The organism is Pseudomonas sp. LH1G9 (assembly GCF_002949975.1).
Lineage (GTDB): Bacteria > Pseudomonadota > Gammaproteobacteria > Pseudomonadales > Pseudomonadaceae > Aquipseudomonas > Aquipseudomonas veronii.
In genome coordinates this window covers 2,146,806-2,169,619 of the sequence record NZ_CP026880.1, presented here as the reverse complement: position 1 = coordinate 2,169,619, position 22,814 = coordinate 2,146,806, and the positions used below count along the sequence as shown (strand labels likewise).

Genomic DNA, 22,814 nt, shown 5'->3' with positions numbered 1-22,814 from the left:
GGGTTGCAGCGGTTTATGGCAGAAAAATAGCGTTCAACCGCAACTTTGGGGCAAACTCCCGGTTTTTCCGCATTTGGCCAAGGCATGCCCATGACTCCCGCGTCGATCGTCGATGAAAAGAGCTTTCGTAAGCTGTTGAGCCGCAACGTCGCACTGCCCCTCGGTGTAGGTGTGCTCAGCGCGGTGTTTTTTGTGTGCCTGATCACTTATTTGTTGTCGGTGATCCAGTGGGTAGAGCACACCGACCGGGTCATTAATAACCTCAACGAAACGTCCAAGCTGACGGTTGACCTGGAAACCGGCATGCGCGGCTTCCTGATCACCGGCGACGAGCATTTCCTCGACCCCTATGAAGTGGCCAAGCCGCGGATCATTGCTGACTTACACAATTTGCAGGAACTGGCGGCGGACAACCCCCAGCAGGTAGATCGCCTCAAGCGCCTGGAAAGCCTGCAACTGGAGTGGAACAACTACGCCCAGTCGATGATTGATATGCAGCGCGAGAACGGCGACTACCGCGGCGCGGTGAAAGCCGGCCGGGGTAAACGCCTGACCGATGAGATTCGCAATGAATACGACGATGCGGTGGCGATGGAGCAACAGTTCCGGATTACCCGCAACGCGGAAGTCACCCGTACCACCCTCATCAGCGTCACCCTGTACTTGGTGTTCGTGCTGGGGCTGAGTGGCTTTCTGGCTTACATTGGTCGTAAAAATTTACTAGCACTTTCAGATAGTTACAGTGCGAACTTCGCGTCGCAACAGAAGATCGCACTGCGTCTGGAGCAACAAGCTTGGCTGCGCAATGGCCAGACCGAACTGGCCGAACAGGTGCTCGGTCAACTGACCCTGAACATGTTGGGGCGCAATATCCTGCAGTTCTTTGCCCAGTACATGGGCTCGGTGGTGGCGGCGCTGTATGTGCGTGAAGAGCACGGCGGCCTCAAGCGCGTGGCCGCCTATGGTTTCTCCCGCGAGCAGGAGCAGCAGGAGCAGGCGATCTACAGCGACGAAGGCATCGTGGGGCAGGCCGCCCAGCTCGGTCGCCTGATTCGCCTGGACGACGTGCCGGTGGATTACTTCAAAGTGAGTTCCGGCCTGGGCGAAGGCACGACCCGTAGCGTGCTGGTGGTGCCGACCAGCGATGACGACCGGATCAACGGCGTGATCGAACTGGGTTTCCTGCGCCCGCTGCAGGAGCGCGACATCGAACTGCTGGAACTCATCGCCGGCAATATCGGTACCTCCATCGAAGCCGCCCGCTATCGCCAGCGCTTGCAGGAAGTGCTGGCCGAGACCCAGCAGCTCAACGAAGAGCTGCAAGTGCAGCAGGAAGAGCTCAAGACCGCCAACGAAGAGTTGGAAGAGCAATCGCGCATCCTCAAGGAGTCCCAGGCCCACCTGGAAACGCAACAGGCGGAACTTGAGCAGACCAACGAGCAATTGGCCGAGCAGACGCTTACCCTGGCCGAGCAGCGCGATGCCATGGACCGCAAGAACGTCGAGCTCAACCAGGCCCAGCTTGAGCTGGAAGACCGCGCTGACGAGTTGCAACGCTCGAGCAAGTACAAATCAGAATTCCTCGCCAATATGTCCCACGAACTGCGCACGCCGCTGAACAGCTCGCTGATCCTGGCCAAGTTGCTGGCGGAGAACCCTCAGGAAAACCTCAGCGCCGAGCAAGTCAAGTTTGCCGAGTCGATCTATTCCGCCGGCAATGACCTGCTCAACCTGATCAACGACATCCTCGATATCTCCAAGGTCGAAGCCGGCAAGCTGGAAATGCGCCCGGAAAACTCCAGCGTGGCGCGCTTGGTCGATGGCCTGCGCGGGATGTTCGAGCCGCTGGCGGCCGATCGCAAGCTGGGGTTCCAGGTGCAGGTGCAGGAAGGTACGCCGACCATGCTCTTTACCGATCGCCAGCGCCTGGAGCAGATTCTCAAGAACCTGCTGTCCAACGCGGTCAAGTTCACCGAGCAGGGCCAGGTCAGCCTGTCGGTGTCCCGCGCGCCGGGGGAGGGTGTTGCCTTTACCGTGCGCGATTCCGGGATAGGCATCGCCCCGGACCAGCAGGAGAGCATCTTCGAAGCCTTCCGTCAGGCCGATGGCACCACCAATCGCCGGTATGGCGGCACCGGCCTGGGCTTGTCGATTTCCCGCGACCTGGCCGCGTTGCTCGGCGGCTATATCAGCGTCACCAGCGAACCCGGCAAGGGCAGCACGTTCACCCTGGTCATCCCGGAGCAGTACGTCGAACGCGAGGAAGACGCTGCGCCTATCGAGCAACCGCGCCAGGTGATTGCCGCCCCGGCGCCCAAGCCCATCGCGGTCTCGCCCCTGCCGGTGGCCGATGCCACACAGATCCCGCGCTTTGCCGACGACCGTGAGAAAGCGCCGTTCGCCACGCGCTGCATCCTGGTGGTGGAAGACGAACCGAACTTCGCGCGCATCCTGTTCGACCTCGCCCATGAGTTGGGCTACCACTGCCTGGTAGCCCATGGCGCGGATGAGGGTTACAGCCTGGCCGAGGAGTACATCCCCGACGCGATCCTGCTCGACATGCGCCTGCCGGACCATTCCGGGCTGACGGTGCTGCAACGCCTCAAGGAACACGCCAATACCCGCCACATCCCGGTGCATGTGATCTCCGTGGAAGACCGCGTCGAAGCCGCCATGCACATGGGCGCCATCGGTTACGCGGTGAAACCCACCACCCGCGAAGAGCTCAAGGAGATATTCACGCGCCTGGAAGCCAAGCTGACCCAGAAGGTCAAGCGCGTGCTGCTGGTGGAAGACGATGACCTGCAGCGCGAGAGCATTGCCCGCCTGATCGGCGACGATGACATCGAGATCACCGCCGTCGGCTTTGCCCAGGAAGCCCTCGACCTGCTGCGCACGAACATCTACGACTGCATGATCATCGACCTCAAGTTGCCCGACATGCTCGGCAACGAGCTGCTCAAGCGCATGGCCACCGAGGATATCTGCTCGTTCCCGCCGGTGATCGTCTACACCGGGCGCAACCTGACCCGCGACGAAGAGGCCGAGCTGCGCAAGTATTCGCGCTCGATCATCATCAAGGGCGCCCGTTCGCCGGAGCGCCTGCTCGACGAAGTCACACTCTTTTTGCACAAAGTCGAATCGCAGCTGTCCCATGAACGCCAGAAGATGCTCAAGACCGCGCGCAGCCGCGACAAGGTCTTCGAAGGGCGCAAGATCCTGTTGGTGGACGACGATGTGCGCAACATCTTCGCCCTGACCAGCGCCCTGGAGCACAAAGGCGCCGTGGTGGTGATCGGGCGTAACGGCCATGAAGCCATCGCCAGGCTCAATGAAGTCGATGATATCGACCTGGTGCTGATGGACGTGATGATGCCGGAAATGGACGGTTACGAGGCCACCGCCCTGATCCGCCAGGACCCGCGCTGGAAGAAGCTGCCGATCATCGCCGTGACGGCCAAGGCCATGAAGGACGATCAGGAGCGTTGCCTGGCGGCCGGCTCCAACGATTACCTGGCCAAGCCGATTGACCTGGATCGCCTGTTCTCGCTGATTCGCGTCTGGTTACCGAAGATGGAACGTATTTAAGTGGAACGCAGTTTTTTGGAAAAAAGCAGTGATATTGAGCTGCGCCTGCTGATTGAGGCGATCTACCTCAAGTACAGCTATGACTTTCGCGACTACTCCGGTGCGTCGGTCAAACGCCGTGTGGCCCATGCCTTGCGCCAGTTTGAATGCGCGACGATTTCGGCGTTGCAGGAGCGCGTCCTGCACGATCCGGCAGCGTTCATGCAATTGCTGCAGTTTTTGACGATTCCGGTCAGCGAGATGTTTCGCGACCCGTCGCACTTCCTCGCGATCCGCCAGGAAGTGGTGCCGCTGCTCAAGACGTATCCGTCGATCAAGATCTGGATCGCCGGTTGCAGCACCGGGGAGGAGGTGTACTCCATGGCGATCCTGCTGCGCGAAGAAGGGCTGTTGGAACGCACCATCATCTACGCCACCGACATCAACCCGGCATCGCTGGATAAGGCCAAGCAGGGGATTTTTTCCCTGGAGAATGTGCGTGCCTATACCGCCAACTACCAGCAGGCCGGTGGGCAGCGTTCCTTTGCCGATTACTACACGGCGGCTTACGATCATGCGATCTTCGACAAGACGTTGCGCGAGAATGTCACGTTCGCCGATCACAGCTTGGCAACCGACAGTGTATTCTCAGAAACTCAATTAATTTCATGTCGCAATGTATTGATTTACTTCAATAAAAAATTGCAGGATCGGGCGTTTGGATTGTTTCATGAGTCGCTGTGTCATCGTGGCTTCCTGGTGCTGGGCAGCAAGGAAACCCTGGATTTTTCTGCCTACAACAAGCAATTCGAGCCCTTGGTCAAACAGGAACGGATCTACCGGAAATCATGAACGACGCTGCCGCCAACCCCATGTGTGGGATAGAAGCCATCGTCGTCGGCGCGTCCGCCGGCGGCGTTGAGGCGTTGCTGAGTATTTTTGGCGATCTGCCGCAGGCCTTCGGGCTGCCGATCATTGCCGTGCTGCACCTGCCGGACGAGCGCCGTAGCCAGTTGGCGGAAGTGTTTGCGCGGCGTTTGCAGATTCCGGTACGCGAAGGGCAGGACAAGGAAGTGATCCAACCGGGCACCTTGTACTTCGCCAGCCCCGGCTATCATTTGTCGGTGGAGCATGACCGCAGCCTGTCTTTGAGCCAGGAAGACCGGGTACACCATTCCCGGCCCGCCATCGATTACCTGTTCGCCTCGGCCGGCGATGTCTACGGCAAGCGCCTGCTGGCCATACTGCTGACCGGTGCGAACCAGGACGGCGCCCAAGGGCTGGCCCACGTCAAGCAATCGGGCGGTATCACTGTCGTACAGGACCCCGACGAAGCACGAATTGCCGTGATGCCGCGGGCGGCCCTGGCCCTGCACACGCCTGACCATATTCTGACCTTGAGCCGCATTGCCTCATTGCTGGCTTCCCTGGAATCTTCCCCATGTTAAGTACTATCCAGGCCAAACTGCTGATCGTCGACGATCTGCCGGAAAACCTGCTGGCCCTCGAAGCGCTGATCAAGCGCGAGGACCGCCAGGTCTTCAAGGCCTTGAGCGCCGACGAGGCCTTGTCCCTGTTGCTGGAGCACGAGTTCGCCATGGCGATCCTCGATGTGCAGATGCCCGGCATGAACGGTTTCGAGTTGGCCGAGCTGATGCGCGGCACCGAAAAGACCAAGAACATCCCGATCGTATTCGTCAGCGCCGCCGGCCGCGAACTCAACTATGCCTTCAAGGGTTATGAAAGCGGGGCCGTGGACTTCCTGCACAAGCCGCTGGATATCCATGCGGTGAAGAGCAAGGTCAATGTGTTCGTCGACCTGTACCGCCAGAGCAAGGCGATGAAGCAGCAGGTGGAAGCGCTGGAGCGCAGCCGCCGCGAACAGGAGTTGCTGCTGACACGCCTGCAGGCCACTCAGGCTGAGTTGGAGCAGGCGGTACGCATGCGCGATGATTTCATGTCGATCGTCGCCCACGAAGTCCGCACGCCACTCAACGGGCTGATTCTCGAAACCCAACTGCGCAAGATGCACCTGGCCCGGGACAACGCCGCCGCGTTCACCCTGGACAAGATGCGCGCCATGGTCGACCGCGATGAGCGGCAGATCCAGAGCCTGATCCGGCTGATCGAAGACATGCTCGACGTGTCGCGCATCCGCACCGGCAAACTGTCGATTCGTCCGGCGCGCTTCGACCTCACGCAACTGGTGCGCAACCTGCTGGAAAACTTCGCGCCGCAAGTGGCCGCCGCCGAGTCGTCCATGCAACTGGAGGCGGAAGGTCCGGTGGAAGGCAGCTGGGATGAATTCCGCATCGAGCAAGTGGTGTCCAACCTGCTGACCAACGCCTTGCGCTATGGGGCCAAGAGCCCGGTGGGCGTGCGGGTGTACAGCGAACACGGCGAAGCACGGCTGGAGGTGCGGGACCACGGGATCGGCATCAGCGCCGACAATCAGAAGCGCATTTTCCAGCAGTTCGAGCGCGTGTCCGCCAGCCATGTGGCCGCCGGTCTGGGCCTCGGGCTGTTTATTTCCGAACAGATCGTCGCGGCCCATGGCGGCACCATCGAGGTGGAGAGCCAGATAGGCGAGGGCGCCCTGTTCCGGGTGTGCCTGCCCCTGGACGCGTCGGCGTGAAAACAATCGTCACTTCGACGCAACCTCTGCGTGACTGCATGGTCGTAAGTGCAGCAATTGACCGGACAAAGGCTTCCCATGAGTGAAGATGCACAAGATGTCGTTCTGATCGTCGAGGACGACGAATCGATTATGTTTGTCCTGGATGAATACCTCAAAGGCCTGGGCTATCGGGTATTGAAGGCGATCAATGGGGAGCAGGCTTTTGAAATCCTCGCCAGTAAACCGCACCTGGACCTCATGGTGACGGACTATCGCCTGCCTGGCGGCGTCACCGGCGTGCAGATCGCCGAGCCGGCGGTGAAGTTGCGCCCGGAGCTGAAGGTGATTTTTATCAGTGGCTATCCGCAGGAAATTCGTGACTGCGACAGCCCGATCACACGCAAGGCGCCGATCCTGGCCAAGCCGTTTGACCTGGATACGCTGCAAGAACATATCCTGCGGTTGTTGGCGTGACACCTGCATGTGTCAGTCCAACAACCGCTGATGCCCCTGGCCGGTCAGGATTACCAGGCAAGCACCTCGGCCTTTGCATGTGAATCAAGTACCCGTGCGGGGTTGGTTCCCTCGAAGAGCTCAAACGATCCATCGGGTTTTATGTCAATACGGTTGGCCGTTGCGATCGTAGTGGACGCCGGGTATTTGTTTGCGATGTTGAACAGCACCTGTTCACCGGCGTCACCTTGTTTCAGAGCGATGCCTAATCCCGGAATGGTCCGGACATAATCGCCGCCCACATAAATCACTTTGCTTGTCTGGTCTAACGATCCCTCCAGTTGTTTCAGCACGCGCTGTTGTTCTGTCGTCGGCACGCCGCCTTGGAAGTGCATTAATGTTCGTTTCTGGTAGACACCCTCTTTCAAGTCGGTAAGCACCGCCAGGGCCGTACAATCACTGATGCCACTGGTGCTGATGATTGCGGTCGGGTTAGTGACGGTGACGTCCTTGTAATCCGACATAGCGATGTGGTGGGTCGGGGCGGGGGGCTTCAGGTGAGTAACCGTCGTCGGGATGGATTCTTCATAAAGCCGTTTGACCGGTCTGTCATGAAGACTCGCGGTGCTTATCCACGACTCGTGATGGTCGCTGATCTTGAATTCAAGTTTTTTGGGGTCATTGCTATAAGTTTTGTATTGGACCGGCAGCTTCTTGTCATTGAATATTTTTTCGAGACCACGCCTCATCATGGCCTCGCTTGAAAACTCGGCCACCCCAACATTCGGGTCGTAAAAAAAGAACTTCTTACCGTCGCCATCCGGCACGGACCCGGCCACCATCGCATGGCCGGGAGAGTCGATCATCACGGTCTTGCCCCCAGGCGCATTGGCCAGTTCCGTAATCATGTCCTGATACGTTACCTGGCGCTGTGGGTTACCGGCGTGAAACATGAACGGTGTACTGATGCTTTTTTGCACATCGTCTAATGTGCGAGCAAATACTCGCGACCCCTCAGCCCGCGGATTGGCAGCGGCAACGTACAGGTTGTCAATAAATACGCGTTCTTTTCCTTGCGCCTTGGCCGATGCGAACGTACGCGAGAGAGCGGCGCACTGCCCATCGGAAAGGTGGTTGACCTGGCTAAGGTAGATGGTCTGAGGTACGGGGGTGAACGTTCCTCCGACGGCATTTACGTGGGCGTTGAAATGCTGTGTGCCGTTGAGCCCGTGCTGGACAGCCAGCCTTTCCTGCTGGCGGACCAAGGTGCCCACCTCTTTTGCTGTTTTGTCCGGGCGTAGCGCCAGCTTCATCACGTCTTCTGATTTCATGCCCTTGGCATAGCCTTTAATCAGTTCCGGCGCGCCGTCCTCATAGCCACTCTTAAACGCTGCGCTGGGCGTCACCCCATCGCCCTGGTAACGATCCAGTAGCTTTCCCCAGTCTTTTCGAATTTGAATCGACTCCGGCGAGAGCGCGCGCTGCGTGTTTTGCCACGCATGAAGCTCCTGAGTACCGCCTCGTATTGACGGCTGGAAATCGTCCAGTGCTTTGCCAAACGGGCGTCGGGTCGTCGTATCAAAGGCATACCATTTACCGTCCTGAAGAACCGCGGCACCTTGTAAGGTCTCGCCGGACGTCTTGAAGGTACCCATCGCTGCTGCGTCGTATTGTTTGCTCGCGGCGACCAGGTCGTAGCCAGTGTGGGTGCCGCGTAGGTGCCGGATGTCTTGAATCGTGTCGGTGATGACGCGTTTACCGACGCTTGCCACGCCGCGACCGGTAGCGCGCAGTAAATCCGCCGCGCCGTCCAACGGATTAACCAGGCTGATCGCGCTCAACCCCAGGGTCTTTCCTATATGCAAGGCCTTGCTACCCGCAGACAGGGTTTTGGTTGCAACGTTAGCCAGTTTCCCTGCGGTGGAGGCTCCAACGGTCATGATGCCAAACAGGTCGAGTGATAAGTCGATGATCCCTTCGCCGAGGTTGCCCTCCGTAAAATGCTTGATGGCTGACCGTAATGGGATCAGGTTAAGAAGCAACTCATTTAACTTTTTATAAAAGGGTACCTCGGACTCAACCGTCGTCACCCCTCGAGCCTCGGCCTCCAGCGCGCCCCATACGCTGCTGACCTTGGCCACCGTGGCACCGATGGCCGCGCTCCGGGGGCTGGCGAAACTGTTCAACGGCCCGGCGGTGTCGGTTTTTTCTTGTAGCAGCTGTTGCCGTACCAGCGGGGAACCTTCATCGGGAATGGACAGTGTGACGGGGACCATGTCGGTATACGGCGTGTTGTTATCGCGCGGTTTTCCGTCTTCTATATGAGCCCCAGGCTGATAACCGGGCTGGAAATCGCCGAGGCCCCCGCGTTTGGTGAGCGTGTTCTTCTGGACATTCAGTTCATAGGTATGGGCAATCCCGTCGCGCATCACTTTCAATAGCACAGGGTTGCCGTCGGCAGCCGGGACCCGGACGATACCGCTGAGCTGATGTTCGCCCTTGAACTCCTTGAAGATCGAAAGGCTTCCGTATTCGATATTCTGCCGGTCCTCCAGCGGCAACTGGGCGATCAGGTGCTTGACCTGCGTGGCGACGCTGCTGTCGAGGGCGCGACCAAACTGTTGGAACTCACTGACGAATTCCCTGCTGATATTTTTCAGGTTTTGCGTCTTGCTCAAGACCTCCTCGAGGGTGAAGTTGGGCGTGTTGGCAGCAGAGCGTCCGGGGCCCCTGCGCGGTGGTGTGTAAGGCTCGATCACCCATTGATTGGGGTGTGACGCGTTGTTGTGCCGGGCCGGGTGGTAGGGCACATTGGGCGGGTTGTGCAGCATGTTCTCCATGTACAAGTCCAATATCGAATAGGGCCCGGGTCGATCTTTATCGTAAGTGTCCAGTACGATGCACTTCAGTTCCAGGCGCGCGTCATCGCCCAAAACTTCGCGCAGTTCGGCCAGGGCCATCTCCTTGCGAGACGCCGGCGCGGGCGTGCGCTGTGCTTCGGAAGCTGTTCGCAGTTCGCCGACCTGCTGGTTAAAGGCGTCGGCGATGGTTTGCATATCTGCGGGCGACGTCACACTCGTGACGATGCTGTTGGTCAGGCCCCATTCCTTGAGCGCGTCATGCTGGGCGACATATTCGATCTGACGCTGAGCCTGGGACACCGGGGCGATATCCGCGTACAACATGACCTCGCCGTAACTCATGGTGGATGCCCGGCCCGGCGTCTCAGCCTCTATGCGCGCCGCCGCGGTACTGAAGCTGACGTGGGCGGGGGAGCCGTGAGTGACCGTGGCCGGGATATCCTTGACCAGCAACTCTGGCGCCTTGGAGGCCAGTTTCAGGTTGGCCTGGATATTGGCTTTTTCCGGTGACGAAGCCTCTTTCGTGACGTAGTACAAATGGTCGGCCACACGCTGGGCCGTCTCTGATAAAGGTTTGCCTTTAAGCTGCTGGCCGGCCAGGTCAAAGCCTGAAATGTGCTTCTGGGGCAAGGTTGCCTGGGTGAATGCATCGGTGTAATTCAGGTTCAAGGCCGCCATTAACCAATCATTGACGCTGCCTTTGACCGACAGTGTGTTGAACTTGGCCTGGATGGCCGCCCCCAGCGCCTGGCCCTTGGGCGACTGGATGATGCGGTCGAGCAGTTGCTGTGGGTTGCGAAGCTCGTGGGCTTCGACTGCTACACCTTGCATCAATGCTTCCAACACATTGCGGTTGCTCCCCAGGTTCAGGTCGCCCACATTGCCGTGCTGCAAGAACGCCAACAGTTGGCGCTGGGTGTCCGTGTCAATCGGCTGCGGCCAGGACAGGGCGCCGCCGTAGTTACCATGGACGGGGCTTCGCGGTGTGGGGATGAGGAGGAATCGCCTGAGGTTCTCCACTTCCTGTGCGGTGCCGGGTTTTTCAAAGCCGTGGTATTCAAGAAAATCAGCCAGGTTAGCCACGCCTCCTTGCTGCACGCCTCGATCCCGTTCGTATGAGGAGTGGGGGTTCAATTCGAAGGTGGTTTCACGCAGATACGCGGGGACCTGCGACAGCTGAAGGCTGCCTGAGGCAAGGACTGTCCCCAGATGCTTCAACAACACAGTCGCTTGGTGCCGGTTGTTGATGTTCCCCAGCAGCGTCTGCTGCTGCTCGAGTGCGTCCTCGCTGCGCGTTTCCTGGAGCCCAGGGAATACAGCGGGGTCAAGCGGGGCAAAGGTTTTATCGCGCTCCAGCTCGGCGGCGCGTTGCTGGAGTTCGGAAGGGGCGATTCGCGTCGGCTCTTTGTAGAACTGCCCAACCAGCCAGGCCGGCGCACGGTTGGCGCTCTCGGACGACGGAAGGGGAAACGGCCTGTTCCTGTCGGAGATGACTCCTCCGGCATCCATTAACGGCCCTCGCACCGCCGACCAGCGCTTGTCCTCGCTCGCACGCAACTGTAAGGGCGCATTGAGCGAAACATCTGGGGTTACACGGTAGGTGACTTGACCACTTTGCGGCAGGATTTTGATCGAGTCGGGCAGGGCTCTGACCGTGAGCCGCCAGTCGAGGAACTCCGGCGACCGAGCGGCATTGCCTAGCAACTTCCACCACTGGCCAAATGTTGAATCCGGCGGAATATCCACCATGATCGCGTTGTCGTGGGCGGGAACGCCGCTGAAGCCCTGCAATGCCTTGCCGTAGTTCTGCGCCAACGCACTGTCGCCCCTGGCCCGGGGGGAATTGCCAGGGGCAGAGAAGTGGGGGCTTTCGCGGTCAGGCTCTACAGCTACCTGCTCGACTGGCTCCAGCGTGTCGCTGGCAATGGAAGAGTGCGGGGGAAAAGCGTGGGCAAGGCTGTTGGAAATCGTCATAGGTGGCGGCTCTATCATCAGGATTGAGGTCCACTGGGTGAAAATTCCAGGTCCCAGTGGTAATCCTTCGTACCCAAGCCCCTTGACCGATTCCATTTTCGAACCGTGGCTTTATTGCACCTTGTTGCCAGTCGCCTCCGCTTGGCTGGCGGCTGCGCGGATCATTTCCCTGACTTTCGCCGTCAAGAGATCAAACGTGAACGGCTTGGTAATCAACTGCATCCCAGGGTCCAGAAAACCACCGCGCACCGCCGCGTGTTCGGCATAGCCGGTGATAAATAGAACCTTGAGTTCCGGCCGAATCTGCCGGCCGATTTCCGCCAGTTGCCGGCCGTTCATGCCCGGCAGCCCGACGTCGCTGATCATCAGGTCAATGCGCTGGTCGGACTCGATGATCGGCAGTGCGGTGTTGGCATCGCTGGCCTCGACAAAGGCATAGCCCAGTTCCTTGAGCACCGCGCTGATCAGCACCCGTACCGCCGGGTCGTCCTCGACGATCAACACTGTTTCACCGGCATTGGCAAAGGGCAGCCGCGCGGGGTTGGCCGCTTCGGCCACGACCATTTCACCGACGAAACGCGGCAGGAACAGGCTGACGGTAGTGCCTTTTCCGACTTCGCTGTGGATCGTCACATGGCCACCGGATTGCCGTGCAAAGCCGTAAATCATCGACAGGCCGAGGCCGGTGCCCTGGCCGATCGGTTTGGTGGTGAAGAAAGGATCGAAGACGCGCCCCATTAAACTTTCCGGGATACCGCAGCCGCTGTCGCTGACGCTCAATTCAACGTAGTCACCGGGTTGCAATGTGCCGTAGGCGGCGGTGAACACGCTGTCGAGATGGCGGTTGCTGGTTTCCACGGTGAGGTTGCCGCCGTTCGGCATGGCATCGCGTGCGTTGATCACCAGGTTGAGCAGCGCGCTTTCCAACTGGTTGGGGTCGGCTTCGGCGGTCCAGAGCGGGTCGCTGAGGCGCATGTCCAGCGCAATGCTTTCATTGATGCTGCGTTGCAACAGTTCGCCCATGGAGGTCACCAGTTGGTTGATCTCGACGGGTTTTGAATCCAGCGACTGCCGACGGGAGAATGCGAGCAGGCGGTGGGTCAGGCCGGCGGCCCGGTTGGCGGAGGTGACACCCAGGTCGATCAGGCTGTCCAGGTCGTCCAGCTTGCCGCGGGAGACGCGCCTGCGCAGTAACTCCAGGCTGCCGATGATGCCGGTGAGCATGTTGTTGAAGTCATGGGCGATGCCGCCGGTCAACTGGCCGACGGCCTCCATCTTCTGCGATTGACGCAGCGCTTCTTCATTGCTGCGCAACTGCGCCGTGCGTTCTTCTACTTGCTGCTCGAGCGTCTCCAGCGTGCGTTGCAAGCGCAGTTCGCTTTCGCTCAGGTCGATCAGCCGGTCGCGCGCATCGTATTGTCGGCGTCGTCCGCGCAGTGCCGCCGTGACCAGGCTGATCAACGTCACAGGATGGAAAGGCCGCTCGAGGAAGGTGACATTGCCCAATAACCCGCTCAGGTGCGAGGAACCGTTCTGCTCGGCGCCGCCGTGATGGGTCATCAATACGATGGGCAAGTCCGACCACGCAGGCTGTTGGTGCAAATACTCGAGCAGCGGTTCCAGATCGACGCCGCGCAAGGCTTCGGCAGCAATAATCAGCAGGCCGGCCCCTTCTTCCAGTGCGTTGCACAAAGCCGTCAGGCCCGTGGCGATCATGCCGTTGTACCCGGCCTCGTTGAGCATCATCAGCGCCAACGCGCCGTCGCGGCCCATCGGCGCAAGCACGATGGCGCGCTCGGAGACGGGCGATAGGCTCGTCACTGGCCCTCATCCTTGAGCAGAGGAGAGCCGGCGCCCATGTACGTGGGGATACCGCGCAGTACGCCCTGGAAATTATCGAGCGGCTCGCCGACAGTCATGCCCTGGCTGCTGATGCGGTACTCGCGAATGGTCGATTCATGGGCACCGGTGCGTTTCTTGATGATTGAAATGGCGCGGCGCACCTTGCCCAGCGCTTCGAAATAGCGCAGCAGAATGACCGTGTCGGCGAGGTAGGTAATGTCGACGGGCGCCTGCATGTCACCGACCAGGCCGTGCTGGGCGACGGTCATGAACGTGGCGACGCCGCGGCGGTTGAGATACAGCAGCAGTTCGTGCATGTGCAGGATCAGCGCATTTTCTTCCGGCATGGCGGCCTGATAGCCGTTGATGCTGTCGATCACCACGGTCTTGATCCCGCGCTCATCCACGCAGCGCCGCACGCGGTGCGAGAACTCGCCGGGGGTCAACTCGGCCGCGTCGACTTGCTCGATCAGCAGGTTGCCGGTGGCTTGCAGCGCGGCGAGGTCGATGCCCATGTTTTTCATGCGCTCGAAGAGCAGGCCCAGTTCCTCATCGAAGATGAACAGCGCGGCTTTTTCGCCCCGCGCCACGGCGGCGGCGGCAAACACCATCGAGATCAGCGACTTGCCGGTGCCGGCGGGGCCGAGGATCAGGCTACTGGAGCCCGTCTCGACTCCGCCGCCCATCAAGGCATCCATTTCGCGAATGCCGCTGCTCAGGGTCTCGCGCACATAGCCGCCGCGATGCTCGGCCGCCACCAGCCGCGGGAACACATGCACGCCATCGCCCATGATGGTGAAATCGTGGAAGCCGCCGCGGTACTTTTGGCCGCGGTACTTCACGACCCGCACGCGACGGCGTTCGGCGCCGTAATTGGGCGTCAGTTCTTCCAGGCGAATCACCCCGTGGGCGACGCTGTGTACGGTTTTGTCGAGGGATTCGGTGGTCAGGTCGTCGAGCAGCAACACCGTGGCGTCGTAACGCACGAAATAGTGCTTGATCGCCAGGATCTGTCGTCGATAACGCAGGGAACTTTGCGCCAGCAGGCGGATTTCGGAGAGGCTGTCGACCACCACGCGGGTCGGCTTGACCCGTTCCACCACTTCAAAGATTTGCCGCGTGGCCTCGCCCAGCTCCAGGTCGGAAGAGTACAACAGGCTTTGCTGCTGTTCGGCATTGAGCAGGCTTTCCGGCGGGGTCAGCTCGAAAATATGGATATTGTCATCCAGATCCCAGCCGTGGGATTTTGCGCCCTGGCGCAATTCACGCTCGGTTTCGGACAAGGTGATATAGAGCGAGCGTTCACCATTTTCTGCCCCTGCCTTCAGGAAGTGCAGGGCGACGGTGGTTTTGCCGGTCCCTGGTTCGCCTTCGAGCAGAAACAGATGGCTGCGGGACAAACCGCCGCAAAGAATGTCATCAAGACCTTCGATACCGGTGGCCGCCTTTTCGGATAACAGCGCGTTGGACATAGACAAGAAGTGCCCTCAGGTCACATACGAGTAAGAGGTGCGCGTTCGTTCGAGCGCGCTATACCTTCTTGACCCTGGCGTATGAGCGGGGTTCCGCCTTTTCGTCTTTTGCGCGCAATGTCAGCGCCTGGGCGGCGATGCGGCGCGCCTACAGGCCCTGTTGCAGCGCCGGATCATCCGGGTTTTGTTGCTCCAACTGCGCCAGCAGCACCTGAACGTTCTGCAATTGACCGCTTTCTTTCCAGTAGCTGACCAGCAGCACCCGCGCCTTGCGATTGGCCGGGTGGCGCTGGATGATTTCTTCCAACTGGCGCTGGGCGGCTTCGAGTTCTTCCTGGGCGTGCAGGGTGGTGGCCAGGTCGTAACGGTAATCCTGATTGCTCGGTTCCAGTTCCACTGCCTTGGACAGGCCGAGCAAGGCGTAAGCACGCTCGCCATGGTGCAGCAACCACATGCCCAGGGCGTGTTGCAGGTACGCGGATTCGGGGTGCGCCGCGAGCTGGCGGGCCAGCAGTTGGCGGGACTCGTCGGTCTTGCCTTGTTTATCCAGCAGTTCGATTTGCGCAACCACGGCTTGCAGGTTGTCCGGCTGCAGGCGCATCGCTTGCTCCAGGGCGTTCTGCGCCTCCGGCAACAGCGCGCTGTGGATGTACAGGCGCGCCAGCTGGAGCCAACCTTCGGCAGTTTCAGGTTGCGCCTTGAGCTTCTTCACGAACTCATCGAGTACCTGCTGCAAGGGCCCGAAATACAGGCCGAGGGTGTCGGGCGAGAGGCCAAGCAATGCGTTGGCGGCGGCAAAGCGCACGTCTTGTTGCGGATCGTCGAGCAACGGCCCGAGCAGCAGCGTGCGCTGGCCCGTGGGCACCAGGCCGACGATGCTGTGAATCGCCGCTTCACGCACCTGCGGCGAGTCATCGGCCAGGTCCTTGTCGGCGAGCTTCAGTGCCTGGGGGCTGGGGTAATTGGGTAGCTCGGCGTGCAAGGCCACACGACGCTCGTCGGACAAGTCCGGCCGGGCCAGTTGCTGGTACAGCACGCGGGCGGCGCCCGGTTCGCCGTTGCGCGCCTGTTTCAAGGCTTTCGCGTAGCCATGGGCAATGGCGGGCGGCACGGCCACCGGGGTGGAACGGGAGAAATACCAGGTGATCAGCACAATCAACAACAGGGCGCACAGGCCGATGATGGAGTAACGGCGTGACTTTGACATGCAGGCGTCCGAGAGCTTAGGCAGCTAGGGCAAAGCTCTCAGCTTCGGTCAGACCACGGCGAGTGTCAAACCTGTATCAGGTCAGCACGTATTCCACCGGCTGCAGGGCAGGCGGCAAGGCCGTTTCGCCGAGGGCCGCCAGGATCTCGCGCTCCAGGGTCCGCACGATCGCGTTGCAGGGCAGATCGTTCTCATCGAAGCCGAAGGGGTCCTCCAGGTCGTCGCCGATTTCGTCGAGGCCAAAGAAGGTGTAGCTGACGATTGCGGTGAACACCGGTGTCAGCCAGCCCAGCGGTTCGGCCATGGCAAACGGCAACAGAATGCAGAACAGGTAAATGGTGCGGTGCAGCAGCAGGGTGTAGGGGAAGGGCAGCGGGGTGCTTTTGATCCGCTCGCACGCTGCCTGCACCTGGGTCAGGCTGACCAGTCGGGTTTCCAGCTGGGTGTAGCGCCATTCACTGATCACGCCCCGTTCGGCCAGCCCGGAAAACCGCGCGCCGAGCTGTTGCAGCACTTGGTCCGGGAGGTTGGGGTGGCCTGATTCGACGTCGATCCAGGGCTTCACCGCTCGCGCCTCATCTTCCAGGCGCAGGCGCGCGATCAATCCATGGGTAAAACCGCACAGACCGCGCAGCAGGCCAGCCCGCTCCAGCGGGTCGCTGAATACCTGGGTTTCACGGATCAGTGAGCGCACTTCAATGGTCATCTGCCCGAGTTGCTTGCGGCCTTCCCACCAGCGGTCGTAGCAAGCGTTGTTGCGAAAACTCATGAAGATCGACAGCGACAGCCCGAGCAAGGTGAACGGCGTGGCATTGACCTTGGAGAAATACGCCGGGTGCAGGGTTTCCACCAGCACGATGACCGAGGCCAGCAACGTGACCAGCAGGCTGCGCAGGGCGATGCGCTTGGCGATCGAGCCCTTGAGCGAAAACAGAATGCCCAGCAGGTTGGGTTTGGGGCGAACGATCATCGGGGGGCTTCTTCGGTGGCGCAGGCCATCAGGTTAGAAGCTGGCGGACGGCGCGTCCAATCGCTTGGGCCGACCGCTTGATCGGCGGGGTCTATGATCAAACGGCATTGGCCAAACCAGTCAGGCATGTTGGTGGCTTTGACCATTGCTGCTGCAGCGCTCTAGAGCGACTATTTCCGCGGTTCTTGTCCGAAAAAAACGTCCTGAAAATAAAAATACTGAAGGATTTGAAGCGATGCGTGACTATTTGGCTGCCACTACCGAGTTCGATTACCAACACACCGTCGACAGCACCTTGGCCGGTAACCTGCAAGGCCTCAATGCCTGCGTGGAATGCTGCGACCGGCATGCGTTACCAGGGCGCATTGCGCTGTTCTGGGAAGGCAAGGATGGGCGCAGTGCCACATCCACCTTCAGCGACTTGCAAGACCAGGCAGCACGCTTCGCCAATTTCCTGCTGGCCCAGGGCGTCAAACGCGGCGACAAGGTGGCCGGCCTGTTGCCACGCACCGCCGAATTACTGGTGGTGGTCCTTGCGACCTGGCGCATCGGCGCCGTCTACCAACCGTTGTTCACCGCCTTCGGCCCCAAGGCCATTGAGCATCGCCTGAACAGTTCCGGCGCGGCCGTGGTGGTCACCGATGCGGTGAACCGGCCCAAGCTCGCGCAAGTGGAAGGCTGCCCGACGATCGTCACGGTCACTGGCGCCAAGGGCGAAGGCCTGGTACGCGGTGATTTCAGCTTCTGGGCCGAGCTGGCCACCTATTCCAACCACTGCGAGCCGGTGCTGCTGGGCGCTGACGACCCGTTCCTGCTGATGTTCACCTCGGGCACCACCGGCCCGTCGAAAGCGCTGTCGGTGCCGCTCAAGGCCATTGTTGCGTTCCAGAGCTACACCCGCGACGCGGTGGACCTGCGCCCCGAAGACGCATTCTGGAACGTTGCCGACCCGGGCTGGGCCTATGGCATCTATTTCGGCGTGACCGGACCGTTGTCCATGGGCCACCCGATTACTTTCTACGATGGCCCGTTCACCCTCGAAAGCACCTGCCGGGTGATCAATAAATACGGGATCACCAACCTGACCGGCTCGCCGACCGCGTATCGCCTGTTGATTGCCGGCGGCGAGCAATTCGCCCGCTCGATCAAGGGCAAGCTGCGTATTGTCAGCAGCGCCGGCGAGCCGCTGAACCCGGAAGTGATCCGCTGGTTTGCCGACAACCTGGGGGTGACCATCCATGACCATTACGGCCAGACCGAGTTGGGTATGGTGCTATGCAATCACCATGGCCTGGAACACCCGGTGCATGTCGGTTCGGCGGGTTTTGCCTCGCCAGGGCATCGCATCGTGGTGCTGGACGACGCTCACCAGGAATTGCCCGCCGGCCAGCCAGGGATTCTCGCCGTCGACCGTGAGCAATCGCCGATGTGTTGGTTCGCCGGCTATGACGGCGTGCGGACCAAGGCGTTTGTCGGCAAGTACTACCTCAGCGGCGATACCGTCGAACTGAACCCGGACGGCAGCATCAGCTTCGTCGGGCGCAGTGACGATGTGATCACTACTTCCGGCTACCGCGTCGGCCCGTTCGATGTGGAAAGCGCGCTGGTCGAACACCCGGCGGTGGTGGAAGCGGCGGTCGTCGGCAAGCCCGACGCGGAACGCACCGAGCTGGTGAAAGCCTTCGTGGTGATCAACGAACAGTTCCGCGCCACCCCCGAGCTGGCCGAGGAATTGCGCCTGCATGTACGCCAGCGCCTGGCCGCGCATGCCTACCCGCGGGAAATCGAATTTGTCAGCGACTTGCCCAAGACCCCGAGCGGCAAGCTGCAGCGCTTCATTTTGCGTAATCAGGAAATCGCCAAGGCGCAAGCCGTGTTGGCCTGATCCACTTTTCAAGGAAACAACGATGCAGATTGCAAACAAGGTTTTTCTGGTCAGCGGCGGCGCGTCGGGCCTCGGCGCAGCCACCGCTGACATGCTGGTCGCCGCCGGCGCCAAGGTGATGCTGGTGGACCTGAACGCCGATGCCGTCGCGGCCAAGGCCAAACAACTGGGCGACAACGCCCGCAGCGCGGTGGCGGACATCAGCCAGGAAGCCGCTGCCGAAACCGCCGTGCAGGCCACCGTTGCGGCCTTTGGTGGCTTGCACGGGCTGGTGAACTGCGCCGGTGTGGTACGCGGCGAGAAGATCCTCGGCAAGAACGGCCCCCATGGGCTGGCCAGCTTTGCCCAGGTGATCAACGTCAACCTGATCGGCAGCTTCAACCTGCTGCGCCTGGCCGCTGCGGCCATCGCAGAAACCCAGGCGGACGCCGACGGTGAGCGCGGCGTGATCATCAATACCGCGTCGGTGGCGGCGTTCGACGGGCAGATCGGCCAGGCGGCGTATGCTGCGTCCAAAGGTGCGATCGCCAGCCTGACCCTGCCCGCCGCGCGTGAATTGGCGCGCTTCGGCATTCGGGTGATGACCATCGCCCCCGGCATTTTCGAAACCCCGATGATGGCCGGCATGACCCCGGAAGTCCGCGATTCCCTGGCCGCTGGCGTGCCGTTCCCGCCACGCCTGGGCAAACCGAGCGAATACGCCGCGTTGGTTCGGCACATCATTGAAAACAGCATGCTCAATGGCGAGGTGATCCGTCTCGACGGCGCCTTGCGCATGGCAGCCAAGTAAGAGAGGAAGCGTCATGAGTGATCCCATCGTAATTGTCAGCGCCGCACGCACCCCCATGGGCGGGTTCCAGGGTGATCTCAAAGGCCTGACCGCACCGCAACTGGGCTCCGCGGCGATTCGCGCCGCCGTCGAGCGTGCCGGCATCGCCAGCGATGCCGTGGATGAAGTGCTGTTCGGCTGTGTACTGCCGGCCGGCCTCGGCCAGGCCCCGGCACGCCAGGCCGCGCTTGGCGCCGGGCTGGACAAGGCCACCCGCTGCACCACCCTCAACAAAATGTGCGGCTCGGGCATGGAGGCGACGATGCTTGCCCATGACTCGCTGCTGGCCGGCAGCGTTGATGTGGTGATTGCCGGCGGCATGGAAAGCATGTCCAACGCGCCGTACCTGCTGGACCGCGCACGCAGTGGCTACCGCATGGGCCACGGCCGCGTGCTCGACCATATGTTCCTCGACGGCCTGGAAGACGCCTACGACAAAGGCCGCCTGATGGGCACCTTTGCCGAAGACTGCGCACAACATAACGGCTTTACCCGCGAGGCCCAGGATGCGTTTGCCATTGCATCCCTGAGCCGCGCACAAGCGGCGATCAGCAATGGCAGCTTCGCGGCCGAGATCGTCCCGGTGCAGGTCACAGTGGGCAAGGAGCAAAAAACCATCGTGCATGATGAGCAACCGCCCAAAGCCAAGCCGGAGAAGATCGCCAGCCTGAAACCGGCGTTCCGTGAAGGGGGTACAGTGACTGCGGCCAACTCCAGTTCGATTTCCGACGGTGCGGCGGCTTTGCTCCTGATGCGTCAGTCCGAGGCGCACAAGCGCGGGCTGCAACCCTTGGCGGTGATCCGTGGGCATGCGGCGTTTGCCGATGAGCCGGGCCTGTTTCCGGAGGCGCCGGTGGGGGCGATCCGCAAGTTGATGAGCAAGACCGGCTGGAACCTGGGCGACGTGGACCTGTTCGAAATCAACGAAGCCTTTGCCGTGGTCAGCCTGATCACCATGAGCAAGCTGGAGATCCCCCACGACAAGGTCAACATTCATGGCGGCGCCTGTGCCCTGGGCCACCCGATCGGCGCCTCAGGCGCGCGGATTCTGGTGACGCTGCTGTCGGCCCTGCGCCAGAAAGGCCTCAAGCGTGGCGTCGCCGCCATCTGCATCGGCGGCGGTGAAGCCACGGCCATGGCAGTCGAATGCCTGTATTAAGGATTGAACATGCTGCCCAATGACGAACAACTGCAAATCAGCGACGCGGCCCGACAATTCGCCCAGGAACGCCTGAAACCGTTCGCGGCTGAGTGGGACCGCGAGCACCGCTTTCCCAAGGAGGCCATCGGCGAAATGGCCGAACTGGGCTTTTTCGGCATGCTGGTGCCGGAACAGTGGGGCGGTTGCGACACCGGCTACCTGGCCTACGCCATGGCCCTGGAAGAAATCGCCGCCGGCGACGGGGCCTGCTCGACCATCATGAGCGTACATAACTCGGTGGGCTGCGTGCCGATCCTCACGTTCGGCAACGATCAGCAGAAAGAGCAGTTCCTCAAGCCCCTGGCCAGCGGCGCGATGCTCGGCGCCTTCGCGTTGACCGAGCCGCAGGCCGGTTCCGATGCCAGCAGCCTGAAAACCCGTGCGCGCCGCGAAGGCGACCACTATGTGTTGAACGGCTGCAAACAATTCATCACCTCCGGGCAAAACGCCGGCATCGTGATTGTGTTTGCCGTCACCGACCCGGCGGCGGGCAAGCGCGGCATCAGCGCGTTTATCGTGCCGACGGATTCGCCGGGCTACACGGTGGCGCGGGTCGAGGACAAGCTGGGCCAGCATGCGTCGGACACTTGCCAGATCCTGTTCGAAGACGTCAAGGTGCCGCTCGCCAATCGTCTGGGGGAGGAGGGCGAAGGCTACCGCATCGCCCTGGCCAACCTCGAAGGCGGGCGGGTCGGCATTGCCTCGCAATCGGTGGGCATGGCCCGCGCCGCCTTTGAAGCGGCGCGCGACTATGCCCGCGAGCGCGAAAGTTTTGGCAAAACCTTGATCGAACACCAGGCCGTGGCCTTCCGCCTGGCGGACATGGCCACGCAAATCGCCGTCGCGCGGCAAATGGTGCATTACGCCGCCGCCCTGCGCGACAGCGGCAAAGCGGCGCTGGTCGAGGCGTCCATGGCCAAGCTGTTCGCCTCGGAAATGGCCGAGAAAGTCTGCTCTGCCGCCTTGCAAACCTTGGGCGGTTACGGTTACCTGAGCGACTTCCCCTTGGAGCGGATCTACCGCGATGTGCGGGTCTGCCAGATTTACGAAGGCACCAGCGATATTCAGCGCATGGTCATCTCACGCAATCTTTAAGGAACCACTATATGAGTTACGAAACTATTTTGCTCGACGTGCAGGGCCGTGTCGGGTTGATCACCCTCAACCGTCCGCAAGCCCTGAACGCGTTGAACGCACAACTGATCAACGAGTTGAATCAGGCGCTGGACACCCTGGAACGCAACCCTGAAATCGGCTGCATCGTGCTGACCGGCTCGAAAAAAGCCTTCGCCGCCGGCGCCGACATCAAGGAAATGGCCGAGCTGACCTACCCGCGGATCTATATCGACGACCTGTTCAGCGAGGCCGATCGCGTGGCCAACCGTCGCAAGCCGATCATCGCTGCCGTCAACGGCTTCGCCCTGGGCGGCGGCTGTGAGCTGGCGCTGATGTGCGACTTCATTCTGGCGGGCGACGGCGCCAAGTTCGGCCAGCCGGAAATCAACCTCGGCGTGCTGCCGGGCATGGGCGGCACCCAGCGCCTGACCCGCGCCGTGGGCAAGGCCAAAGCCATGGAAATGTGCCTGACCGGACGCTTTATCGATGCGGTGGAAGCCGAGCGTTGTGGGATCGTGGCGCGTATTGTCCCGGCCGATGAACTGCTCGAAGAGGCGCTGAAAGTCGCCACGCTGATTGCTGGCAAGTCGGTGCCGATCAGCATGATGGTCAAGGAAAGCGTGAACCGGGCGTTTGAAGTGAGCCTGTCGGAAGGCGTGCGCTTTGAGCGTCGGGTATTCCATGCGGCGTTTGCGACGCAGGATCAGAAGGAAGGCATGGCGGCATTCGTGGCCAAGCGCGCGCCTGAATTCAAAGACCAGTAAGCAGCTTATAAACGCCACAACCCCCCTGTGGGACGCTCCCACAGGGGGGTTGTGGC

15 protein-coding genes are annotated in these 22,814 nt (G+C 61.0%); 10 read left to right on the top strand and 5 right to left on the bottom strand.

The features are described 5' to 3' along the window. Positions 1 to 90: 90 nt before the first annotated feature. The 5 genes from C5F70_RS10080 to C5F70_RS10060 all read left to right on the top strand — a co-directional run bounded on the left by C5F70_RS10080 (position 91) and on the right by C5F70_RS10060 (position 6,658). The gene (locus C5F70_RS10080) at positions 91 to 3,588 is read left to right on the top strand and encodes a response regulator (RefSeq protein ID WP_173677801.1); all 3,498 of its coding nucleotides are present in this window, start codon (positions 91 to 93) and stop codon (positions 3,586 to 3,588) included. Next, entirely contained in the window at positions 3,589 to 4,419 is an 831-nt protein-coding gene (locus C5F70_RS10075; RefSeq protein ID WP_169884331.1) for a protein-glutamate O-methyltransferase CheR, read from the top strand. Beyond that, positions 4,416 to 5,015, top strand: a complete 600-nt coding sequence (locus tag C5F70_RS10070; protein ID WP_017846272.1) for a chemotaxis protein CheB — start codon at positions 4,416 to 4,418, stop codon at positions 5,013 to 5,015. The genes C5F70_RS10075 and C5F70_RS10070 overlap by 4 nt, the downstream gene beginning before the upstream one ends. Next, a complete protein-coding gene (locus tag C5F70_RS10065; protein ID WP_017846271.1) occupies positions 5,009 to 6,202 on the top strand; it encodes a hybrid sensor histidine kinase/response regulator in 1,194 nt (397 codons plus the stop codon). The genes C5F70_RS10070 and C5F70_RS10065 overlap by 7 nt, the downstream gene beginning before the upstream one ends. 78 nt (positions 6,203 to 6,280) lie before the next feature. Beyond that, the gene (locus C5F70_RS10060; RefSeq protein WP_017846270.1) at positions 6,281 to 6,658 is read left to right on the top strand and encodes a response regulator; all 378 of its coding nucleotides are present in this window, start codon (positions 6,281 to 6,283) and stop codon (positions 6,656 to 6,658) included. A 50-nt stretch (positions 6,659 to 6,708) separates the two neighbouring features. Here the strand turns inward: C5F70_RS10060 and C5F70_RS10055 are convergent, their stop codons facing one another. From C5F70_RS10055 to C5F70_RS10035, 5 genes are all read right to left on the bottom strand, one after another. Further along, entirely contained in the window at positions 6,709 to 11,472 is a 4,764-nt protein-coding gene (locus tag C5F70_RS10055; protein ID WP_104903229.1) for a hypothetical protein, read from the bottom strand. Positions 11,473 to 11,583: 111 nt separating this feature from the next. Then, positions 11,584 to 13,293 (bottom strand): ATP-binding protein, encoded by a 1,710-nt coding sequence (locus C5F70_RS10050; protein ID WP_104903228.1) that lies wholly within the window; start codon positions 13,291 to 13,293, stop codon positions 11,584 to 11,586. Next, on the bottom strand, positions 13,290 to 14,792 hold the full coding sequence (locus tag C5F70_RS10045) for an ATPase domain-containing protein (protein WP_026139937.1): 1,503 nt from the start codon (positions 14,790 to 14,792) through the stop codon (positions 13,290 to 13,292). The genes C5F70_RS10050 and C5F70_RS10045 overlap by 4 nt, the downstream gene beginning before the upstream one ends. Before the next feature lie 142 nt (positions 14,793 to 14,934). Beyond that, on the bottom strand, positions 14,935 to 15,993 hold the full coding sequence (locus tag C5F70_RS10040; protein ID WP_017846266.1) for a lipopolysaccharide assembly protein LapB: 1,059 nt from the start codon (positions 15,991 to 15,993) through the stop codon (positions 14,935 to 14,937). A 76-nt stretch (positions 15,994 to 16,069) separates the two neighbouring features. Beyond that, a complete protein-coding gene (locus C5F70_RS10035; protein ID WP_104903227.1) occupies positions 16,070 to 16,963 on the bottom strand; it encodes a bestrophin family protein in 894 nt (297 codons plus the stop codon). 235 nt (positions 16,964 to 17,198) lie between these two features. Here C5F70_RS10035 and C5F70_RS10030 point away from each other — a divergent pair, with 235 nt between their 5' ends. The 5 genes from C5F70_RS10030 to C5F70_RS10010 are packed head-to-tail and all read left to right on the top strand — an operon-like array spanning position 17,199 to position 22,758. Beyond that, positions 17,199 to 18,848: an AMP-binding protein gene (locus C5F70_RS10030; RefSeq protein ID WP_104903226.1), complete on the top strand. Its 1,650-nt coding sequence runs from the start codon at positions 17,199 to 17,201 to the stop codon at positions 18,846 to 18,848. A 22-nt stretch (positions 18,849 to 18,870) separates the two neighbouring features. Beyond that, a complete protein-coding gene (locus tag C5F70_RS10025; protein WP_104903225.1) occupies positions 18,871 to 19,638 on the top strand; it encodes an SDR family NAD(P)-dependent oxidoreductase in 768 nt (255 codons plus the stop codon). Between the two features lie 13 nt (positions 19,639 to 19,651). Further along, positions 19,652 to 20,836 carry an acetyl-CoA C-acyltransferase gene (locus C5F70_RS10020; RefSeq protein WP_046489480.1) on the top strand — a complete coding sequence of 395 codons (1,185 nt, stop codon included), beginning with the start codon at positions 19,652 to 19,654 and terminating at the stop codon, positions 20,834 to 20,836. A gap of 9 nt (positions 20,837 to 20,845) precedes the next feature. Then, positions 20,846 to 21,973, top strand: coding sequence for an acyl-CoA dehydrogenase (locus C5F70_RS10015; RefSeq protein WP_104903224.1), 1,128 nt, complete (start codon positions 20,846 to 20,848; stop codon positions 21,971 to 21,973). Positions 21,974 to 21,984: 11 nt separating this feature from the next. Then, the gene (locus C5F70_RS10010; RefSeq protein ID WP_046489481.1) at positions 21,985 to 22,758 is read left to right on the top strand and encodes an enoyl-CoA hydratase; all 774 of its coding nucleotides are present in this window, start codon (positions 21,985 to 21,987) and stop codon (positions 22,756 to 22,758) included. Positions 22,759 to 22,814: the final 56 nt, after the last annotated feature.

Excerpts from the sequence above, each read along its gene's own strand:
- C5F70_RS10080 (WP_173677801.1), top strand. The coding sequence starts at position 91 with ATGACTCCCGCGTCGATCGTCGATGAAAAGAGCTTTCGTAAGCTGTTG.
- C5F70_RS10040 (WP_017846266.1), bottom strand. The coding sequence starts at position 15,993 with ATGTCAAAGTCACGCCGTTACTCCATCATCGGCCTGTGCGCCCTGTTG.
- C5F70_RS10020 (WP_046489480.1), top strand. The coding sequence starts at position 19,652 with ATGAGTGATCCCATCGTAATTGTCAGCGCCGCACGCACCCCCATGGGC.
- C5F70_RS10060 (WP_017846270.1), top strand. The coding sequence starts at position 6,281 with ATGAGTGAAGATGCACAAGATGTCGTTCTGATCGTCGAGGACGACGAA.
- C5F70_RS10055 (WP_104903229.1), bottom strand. The coding sequence starts at position 11,472 with ATGACGATTTCCAACAGCCTTGCCCACGCTTTTCCCCCGCACTCTTCC.
- C5F70_RS10025 (WP_104903225.1), top strand. The coding sequence starts at position 18,871 with ATGCAGATTGCAAACAAGGTTTTTCTGGTCAGCGGCGGCGCGTCGGGC.
- C5F70_RS10035 (WP_104903227.1), bottom strand. The coding sequence starts at position 16,963 with ATGATCGTTCGCCCCAAACCCAACCTGCTGGGCATTCTGTTTTCGCTC.
- C5F70_RS10030 (WP_104903226.1), top strand. The coding sequence starts at position 17,199 with ATGCGTGACTATTTGGCTGCCACTACCGAGTTCGATTACCAACACACC.
- C5F70_RS10010 (WP_046489481.1), top strand. The coding sequence starts at position 21,985 with ATGAGTTACGAAACTATTTTGCTCGACGTGCAGGGCCGTGTCGGGTTG.
- C5F70_RS10070 (WP_017846272.1), top strand. The coding sequence starts at position 4,416 with ATGAACGACGCTGCCGCCAACCCCATGTGTGGGATAGAAGCCATCGTC.
- C5F70_RS10065 (WP_017846271.1), top strand. The coding sequence starts at position 5,009 with ATGTTAAGTACTATCCAGGCCAAACTGCTGATCGTCGACGATCTGCCG.
- C5F70_RS10015 (WP_104903224.1), top strand. The coding sequence starts at position 20,846 with ATGCTGCCCAATGACGAACAACTGCAAATCAGCGACGCGGCCCGACAA.